This window comes from Caulobacter sp. B11 (assembly GCF_002737765.1).
Taxonomy (GTDB): domain Bacteria; phylum Pseudomonadota; class Alphaproteobacteria; order Caulobacterales; family Caulobacteraceae; genus Caulobacter.
This window is the reverse complement of record NZ_PEGG01000193.1, coordinates 1-7,747: the sequence shown is the minus strand read 5'-3', so window position 1 is coordinate 7,747 and position 7,747 is coordinate 1. Positions and strand designations below refer to the sequence as shown.

Sequence of the window (7,747 nt, the reverse complement as noted above, 5' to 3'; positions counted from 1 at the left end):
GCCGTTGGCCGCGTGAAGATGAACATGCGCCTGGAGCTCGACGCTTCGGACGAGATGCGCGTCCTGCGCAAGGAAGACGTGCTGGCGGTGCTCAAGCTGCTGGTCGGCCTGCGCGACGGCCGCGGCGAAATCGACGACATCGACAACCTCGGCAACCGCCGGGTGCGTTCGGTCGGCGAACTGCTGGAAAACCAGTACCGCGTCGGCCTGCTGCGCATGGAACGCGCCATCAAGGAACGCATGTCGTCCGTCGACATCGACACCGTGATGCCGCACGACCTGATCAACGCCAAGCCGGCCCGCGGCCTCGGTGCGTGAATTCTTCGGCTCCTCGCAGCTGTCGCAGTTCATGGACCAGACCAACCCGCTGTCGGAAATCACCCACAAGCGCCGTCTCTCGGCGCTTGGCCCCGGCGGTCTGACCCGTGAGCGCGCCGGCTTCGAAGTCCGCGACGTTCACCCGACCCACTACGCCGCATCTGCCCGATTGAAACGCCGGAAGGCCCGAACATCGGTCTGATCAACTCGCTGGCCACCCATGCCCGCGTCAACAAGTACGGCTTCATCGAGAGCCCTTACCGTCGCGTTCAGGACGGCAAGCCGCTCGACGAGGTCGTCTACATGTCGGCCATGGAAGAGTCGAAGCACGTCATCGCCCAGTCCAACATCAAGGTGTTGAACGGCGAGATCGTCGACGACCTGGTCCCCGGCCGGATCAACGGCGAACCCACGCTCCTGCAAAAGGAGATGGTCGACCTGATGGACGTGTCGCCGCGTCAGGTGGTTTCGGTGGCCGCGGCCCTGATCCCCTTCCTCGAAAACGATGACGCCAACCGCGCCCTCATGGGCTCGAACATGCAACGTCAGGCCGTGCCTCTGGTGCAGTCCGACGCGCCCCTGGTCGGTACGGGCATGGAAGCCGTGGTCGCCCGCGACTCCGGCGCCGTGGTCATCGCCAAGCGCACCGGCGTGGTCGAGCAGATCGACGGTACGCGTATCGTCGTCCGCGCCACGGAAGAAACCGACGCCGCCCGTTCGGGCGTCGACATCTACCGCCTGAGCAAGTTCCAGCGTTCCAACCAGTCGACCTGCATCAACCAGCGTCCGCTGGTGAAGGTGGGCGACAAGATCAACAGCGGCGACATCATCGCCGACGGTCCCTCGACCGAGCTGGGTGAACTGGCCCTGGGCCGCAACGCCCTCGTCGCGTTCATGCCCTGGAACGGCTACAACTTCGAAGACTCCATCCTGATCTCCGAGCGCATCGTCCGCGACGACGTCTTCACCTCGATCCACATCGAGGAATTCGAAGTCATGGCCCGCGACACCAAGCTCGGCCCGGAAGAGATCACCCGCGACATCCCGAACGTCGGCGAGGAAGCCCTGCGCAACCTCGACGAAGCCGGCATCGTGGCGATCGGCGCCGAAGTCCAACCGGGCGACATCCTGGTCGGCAAGGTCACGCCGAAGGGCGAAAGCCCGATGACGCCGGAAGAAAAGCTGCTGCGCGCCATCTTCGGTGAAAAGGCCTCGGACGTCCGCGACACCAGCCTGCGCCTGCCCCCGGGCGTCGCCGGCACGATCGTCGACGTGCGGGTGTTCAACCGTCACGGCGTCGACAAGGACGAACGCGCCCTGGCCATCGAACGCTCGGAAATCGACCGTCTGGGCAAGGACCGCGACGACGAATTCGCGATCCTGAACCGCAACATCTCGGGCCGTCTGCGCGAGCTGCTGATCGGCAACGTGGCGCTGTCGGGTCCCAAGGGCCTGTCGCGCGGCGAGATCTCGGCCGACAAGCTGGCTGAAATCCAGCCGGGCCTGTGGTGGCAGATCGCCCTCGAAGACGAGAAGGCGATGGGCGAACTGGAAAGCCTGCGTCGTCTGTTCGACGAGAACCGCAAGCGTCTGGACCGTCGCTTCGAGGACAAGGTCGACAAGCTGCAGCGCGGCGACGAACTGCCCCCGGGCGTGATGAAGATGGTCAAGGTCTTCGTGGCCGTGAAGCGCAAGCTTCAGCCCGGTGACAAGATGGCCGGCCGTCACGGCAACAAGGGCGTCATCTCGCGCATCCTGCCGATCGAGGACATGCCGTTCCTCGCCGACGGCACCCACGTGGACGTGGTTCTGAACCCGCTGGGCGTGCCTTCGCGCATGAACGTCGGCCAGATCTTCGAAACCCACCTGGGCTGGGCCTGCGCGGGCCTGGGCAAGCAGATCACCACCCTGCTGGAAGACTGGCAGGCCGGCGGCCAGAAGCAGGCCCTGATCGATCGCCTGACCGAGATCTACGGCCCCGATGAGGAGCTGCCGGAAACCGAGGAAGAGCTGGTCGAACTGGCCCGCAATCTCGGCAAGGGCGTTCCGATCGCCACGCCCGTCTTCGACGGCGCGCGGATCGGCGACATCGAGGACCACCTGCGCATGGCGGGTCTCGACCCGTCGGGCCAGTCGATCCTGTTCGACGGCCAGACCGGCGACCAGTTCAAGCGTCCGGTCACGGTCGGCTACATCTACATGCTGAAGCTGCACCACCTGGTCGACGACAAGATCCACGCCCGTTCGATCGGTCCGTACAGCCTCGTCACGCAACAGCCGCTGGGTGGTAAGGCCCAGTTCGGCGGTCAGCGCTTCGGGGAAATGGAAGTGTGGGCGCTGGAAGCCTACGGCGCGGCCTACACCCTGCAGGAAATGCTGACGGTGAAGTCCGATGACGTCGCCGGCCGCACCAAGGTCTACGAGTCGATCGTCCGCGGCGATGACACGTTCGAAGCCGGCATCCCCGAAAGCTTCAACGTGCTGGTCAAGGAAATGCGCTCGCTCGGCCTGAACGTCGAGCTGGAGAACAGCTGATCCGAACCTCCCTCCTCCACCTAGCGGTGGGGGAGGGGCCTTCGATCGCCGCTCTCCAACTTTGAATTTTCGCGGGTAGTCCCGCAGAAGGAACCAAGATGAACCAGGAAGTCCTGAACATCTTCAATCCGGTCCAGGCCGCTCCGACCTTCGACCAGATCCGCATCTCCCTGGCCTCGCCGGAAAAGATCCGTTCGTGGTCGTTCGGCGAGATCAAGAAGCCCGAGACCATCAACTACCGCACGTTCAAGCCCGAGCGTGACGGCCTGTTCTGCGCCCGTATCTTTGGCCCGACCAAGGACTACGAATGCCTGTGCGGCAAGTACAAGCGCATGAAGTACAAGGGCATCATCTGCGAGAAGTGCGGCGTTGAAGTCACCCTGGCCCGCGTTCGTCGCGAGCGCATGGGTCACATCGAGCTGGCCTCGCCGGTCGCCCACATCTGGTTCCTGAAGTCGCTGCCCTCGCGTATCGCCATGATGCTCGACATGCCGCTGAAGGACATCGAGCGCGTCCTCTACTTCGAATATTACATCATCACCGAGCCGGGCCTGACCCCGCTGAAGCAGCACCAGCTGCTCAGCGAGGACGACTACATGCGCGCCCAGGACGAGTACGGCGATGACAGCTTCACCGCCGAGATCGGTGCCGAGGCCATCCAGAACCTGCTCAAGGCGATCGACCTCGACAAGGAAGCCGACCGCCTGCGCGAAGAGCTGGCCGGCACCGTGTCGGACATGAAGCAGAAGAAGTTCTCCAAGCGCCTTAAGATCCTCGAGGCGTTCTCGGAGTCGGGCAACCGTCCCGAATGGATGGTGCTGACGGTCGTGCCGGTCATTCCGCCGGAACTGCGTCCGCTGGTGCCGCTGGACGGCGGCCGCTTCGCCACCTCCGACCTGAACGACCTCTATCGCCGGGTCATCAACCGTAACAACCGCCTCAAGCGCCTGATCGAGCTGCGCGCCCCCGACATCATCATCCGCAACGAAAAGCGGATGCTGCAGGAGTCGGTGGACGCCCTGTTCGACAACGGCCGTCGTGGTCGCGTGATCACCGGCGCCAACAAGCGTCCGCTGAAGTCGCTGGCCGACATGCTGAAGGGCAAGCAAGGCCGCTTCCGTCAGAACCTGCTCGGCAAGCGCGTCGACTATTCGGGCCGTTCGGTCATCGTCGTGGGTCCGGACCTGAAGCTGCACGAGTGCGGCCTGCCCAAGAAGATGGCTCTGGAGCTGTTCAAGCCGTTCATCTATGCGCGCCTGGACGCCAAGGGCCTGTCGGGCACCGTCAAGCAGTCCAAGCGCATGGTCGAGCGCGAACAGCCCCAGGTGTGGGACATCCTCGAAGAGGTGATCCGCGAACACCCGGTGATGCTGAACCGCGCGCCGACGCTTCACCGTCTGGGCATCCAGGCGTTCGAGCCCAAGCTGATCGAGGGCAAGGCCATCCAGCTGCACCCGCTGGTCTGCGCCGCCTTCAACGCCGACTTCGACGGCGACCAGATGGCCGTTCACGTCCCGCTGAGCCTCGAGGCCCAGCTGGAAGCGCGCGTCCTGATGATGTCGACCAACAACATCCTGTCGCCCGCCAACGGCCGACCGATCATCGTGCCGTCGCAGGACATCGTCCTGGGTCTGTACTATCTGTCGGTCGCGCGTGAAGGCGAGCCGGGCGAAGGCAAGATCTTCAGCGACATCGCCGAGATCGAAGCGGCCATGGACGCCGGCGTCGTGTCTCTGCACGCCAAGATCAAGTCGCGCTTCACCGAAGTGGACGCCGATGGCGTGGCGCGTCGCCGCGTGATCGACACCACCCCGGGGCGGATGAAGATCGCCGCCCTGCTGCCGCGCCACCCGCAGGTGGGTCACCGCCTGATCGAGAAGGCCCTGACCAAGAAGGAAATCGGCAACCTCATCGACATCGTCTACCGCCACTGCGGTCAGAAGGCGACGGTGATCTTCGCCGACCAGATCATGGGTCTGGGCTTCCGCGAGGCGGCCAAGGCCGGCATCTCGTTCGGCAAGGACGACATCATTATCCCGCAGCGGAAAGAGGCGATCGTCGCCGAAACCCGCACCCTGGCTGAAGAGTACGAGCAGCAATATGCTGACGGCCTGATCACCAAGGGCGAGAAGTACAACAAGGTCGTTGACGCCTGGGCCAAGGCCACCGACCGCGTCGCCGACGAAATGATGGCTGAACTGCAAGCCAAGAAGAAAGACGCCAACGGCCGGGAGCTGGAGATCAACGCCATCTACATGATGGCCCACTCCGGCGCCCGTGGCTCGCAAGCCCAGATGAAGCAGCTGGGCGGCATGCGCGGTCTGATGGCCAAGCCTTCGGGCGAGATCATCGAGACCCCGATCGTCTCGAACTTCAAGGAAGGCCTGACCGTTCAGGAGTACTTCAACTCCACCCACGGCGCCCGTAAGGGCCTGGCCGACACCGCGCTGAAGACCGCTAACTCGGGTTACCTGACCCGTCGTCTGGTCGACGTGGCGCAGGACTGCATCATCGTCGAGGAAGACTGCGGCACCACGCGGGGCATCACCCTGCGCGCCGTGGTCGAGGGCGGCGACGTCCTGGTCTCGCTGGGCATGCGCGTCCTGGGCCGCTTCTCGGCCGAGGACGTCAAGGATCCGGTCACCGGCGACCTGGTCGTTCCGGCCGACACCTACCTGACCGAGAACATGGCCGACGCGATCGAAGCGGCGGGCGTGCAGTCGGTGAAGGTGCGTTCGGTCCTGACCTGCGAAGCCAAGGTCGGCGTCTGCGGCGCCTGCTACGGCCGCGATTTGGCCCGCGGCACCCCGGTCAACATCGGTGAAGCGGTCGGCGTCATCGCCGCCCAGTCCATCGGCGAGCCGGGCACCCAGCTGACGATGCGTACCTTCCACATCGGCGGCACCGCCCAGGTGGCCGAGCAGTCGTTCTTCGAAAGCAGCAACGACGGTACGGTCCGCGTCACCGGCGCCACCGTCACCGGGGCCGACGGCTTCCTGGTGGTCATGAGCCGCAACACGGCCGTGAGCGTCATGGTCGACGGCAAGGAACGCGAAAACTACAAGCCGCCTTACGGCGCGCGTCTGAAGATCAAGGACGGCGAGAAGGTCAAGCGCGGCCAGCGTCTGGCCGACTGGGACCCCTACACCACCCCGATCCTCACCGAAGTGGCCGGCAAGATCCGCGCCGAGGACCTGGTGGACGGCTTCTCCGTCCGCGAGGAAACCGACGAAGCCACCGGCATCGCGCAGCGCGTGATCGCCGACTGGCGGACCTCGGCCCGCGCCTCGGACCTGCGTCCGGCCATGGGCGTTCTCGACGAGAACGGCGCCTATGTCCGCCTGGCCAACGGCGGCGAGGCTCGCTACCTGATGTCGGTCGGCGCCATTCTGTCGGTGGCTGACGGCGATACGGTCAAGCCAGGCGAGGTCATCGCCCGGATCCCGACCGAGGGCGCCAAGACCCGCGACATCACCGGCGGTCTGCCGCGCGTCGCCGAACTCTTCGAAGCCCGCCGTCCCAAGGACTGCGCGGTCATCGCGGAAATGGACGGTCGTGTCGAATTCGGCAAGGACTACAAGAACAAGCGCCGCATCAAGATCACCCCGGAAATCGACGCCGACGGTAATCAGGGTGAAGCGGTCGAGTTCCTGATCCCCAAGGGCAAGCACATCGCGGTGCACGATGGCGATTTCATCGCGCGCGGCGAGTACATCATCGACGGCAACCCGGATCCGCACGACATCCTGCGCATCCTGGGCGTCGAAGCCCTGGCCAACTTCCTGGTCGACGAAATTCAGGAAGTTTACCGTCTGCAAGGCGTGCCGATCAACGACAAGCACATCGAGACGATCGTTCGTCAGATGCTGCAAAAGGTCGAGATCCTCGAGCCTGGCGACACCGGCCTGATCAAGGGCGATCACCTCGACAAGCCTGAGTTCTATATCGAGCAGGATCGCGCGATCTCGCGTGGCGGCCGTCCGGCCACCACCCAGCCCGTGCTGCTCGGCATCACCAAGGCGTCTCTGCAGACCAAGAGCTTCATCTCGGCCGCGTCGTTCCAGGAAACGACTCGCGTCCTGACCGAAGCCTCGGTGCACGGCAAGACCGACACCCTGGAAGGCCTCAAGGAGAACGTGATCGTGGGTCGTCTGATCCCCGCGGGCACGGGCGCCTATCTGCGCAGCCTGCAGCGCGTCGCCGCCAAGCGCGACGAGCAGCTGGCCCAGCAGCGCGAAGATGCGATGGAGCCGTTGCCGGCCTCGATCGCCCTGGCGTCGGCCGACTAGTCGGCCACCAGGCTTCACGACGAATAAGGCAAAGCGGTCGGGGTTCGCCCCGGCCGCTTTTTCTTTGGCCGAGACGGTCGCCACATGAACGGGATTTCACTTCGTCGCCCGGCCGGGCCAGCGGATAAGTCCGCAACCTCTGCTGGAGTCCGCCGATGATCGTCGCCCTCGCCCTCGCCGCCGCCCTGGTCGCTCCCCCGGTGGCGCCCCCGGTGGTTCCCGACGGCCGGCTGATCGCCGACGACGCCGCCTGCTTCACGATCGCCATGACCCGGGACGGCGTCACCCGGCCCATGGGCGTGACCTGGCAGACGATCACCCAGGCCCGCCAGGACGGCCGGGCGGTGCTCAAGGTGGTGGTCCACCAGAGGATCGCCGGCGGCGCCTTCGACATGGAGGACCGCTTTGTGCTCGACGCCGCCACCCTGCGGCCGATCCAGTTCGACAATTTCCGCAAGGGCCAGCCGCACGTGTCGCTGCGCTACGGCGCGACCCGGATCGAGGGCGAGATCCACGAGCCGCAGGGTGTCCGCGCGATCAGCGAGCCGCTGTCCGGTCCGGTCTGGGAGGGCAACCTGTTCGGGGTGCTGTTCGCCGCCCTGCCG

The 7,747-nt window shown here is 65.2% G+C and carries 2 protein-coding genes and 1 pseudogene; all 3 read left to right on the top strand.

Annotation, left to right across the window (positions count from 1 at the left end):
* A pseudogene (gene rpoB / locus CSW58_RS08740) lies at positions 1–2,853 on the top strand (DNA-directed RNA polymerase subunit beta); the annotation flags it as partial.
* A 98-nt stretch (positions 2,854–2,951) separates the two neighbouring features.
* Complete coding sequence (rpoC, locus tag CSW58_RS08735; RefSeq protein WP_099447033.1) at positions 2,952–7,142, top strand: DNA-directed RNA polymerase subunit beta'; 4,191 nt, start codon at positions 2,952–2,954, stop codon at positions 7,140–7,142.
* Positions 7,143–7,297: 155 nt separating this feature from the next.
* Positions 7,298–7,747 (top strand): hypothetical protein (locus CSW58_RS08730; protein WP_143755139.1); only part of this gene is annotated, 450 nt, incomplete at its 3' end.

Excerpts from the sequence above, each read along its gene's own strand:
- rpoC (WP_099447033.1), top strand. The coding sequence starts at position 2,952 with ATGAACCAGGAAGTCCTGAACATCTTCAATCCGGTCCAGGCCGCTCCG.